Origin of the sequence: Ralstonia sp. ASV6 (assembly GCF_016429285.1) — a bacterium.
Classification (GTDB): Bacteria; Pseudomonadota; Gammaproteobacteria; order Burkholderiales; family Burkholderiaceae; genus Ralstonia; species Ralstonia flaminis.
In genome coordinates this window covers 1-301 of the sequence record NZ_JAELUI010000664.1, presented here as the reverse complement: position 1 = coordinate 301, position 301 = coordinate 1, and the positions used below count along the sequence as shown (strand labels likewise).

Here is a 301-nt window from a genome sequence, read left to right as displayed (position 1 = left end):
CCCCCCCCCCCCCCCCCCCCCCCCCCCCCCCCCCCCCCCCCCCCCCCCCCCCCCCCCCCCCCCCCCCCCCCCCCCCCCCCCCCCCCCCCCCCCCCCCCCCCCCGTTTCAAGCAGAAGACGGCATACGCGATCAGGCGCCATGTCTCGTGGGCTCGGAGATGTGTATAAGAGACAGGTTCAGGAACGTCTCAACGTTCTTGGCCGAGGCGAAGCTGCCGATCTTGTCGCGCATCATCGCCTTCAGGTAGTGCGCCACGCGCGACACCGAGAAGATGTACTGAAGCTGTGCCGACAGCACCGC

1 pseudogene is annotated in these 301 nt (G+C 72.4%); it reads right to left on the bottom strand.

From position 1 onward, the window contains the following. Positions 1 to 175: 175 nt before the first annotated feature. Positions 176 to 301, bottom strand: a pseudogene (locus JHD73_RS28810) (hypothetical protein); the annotation flags it as partial.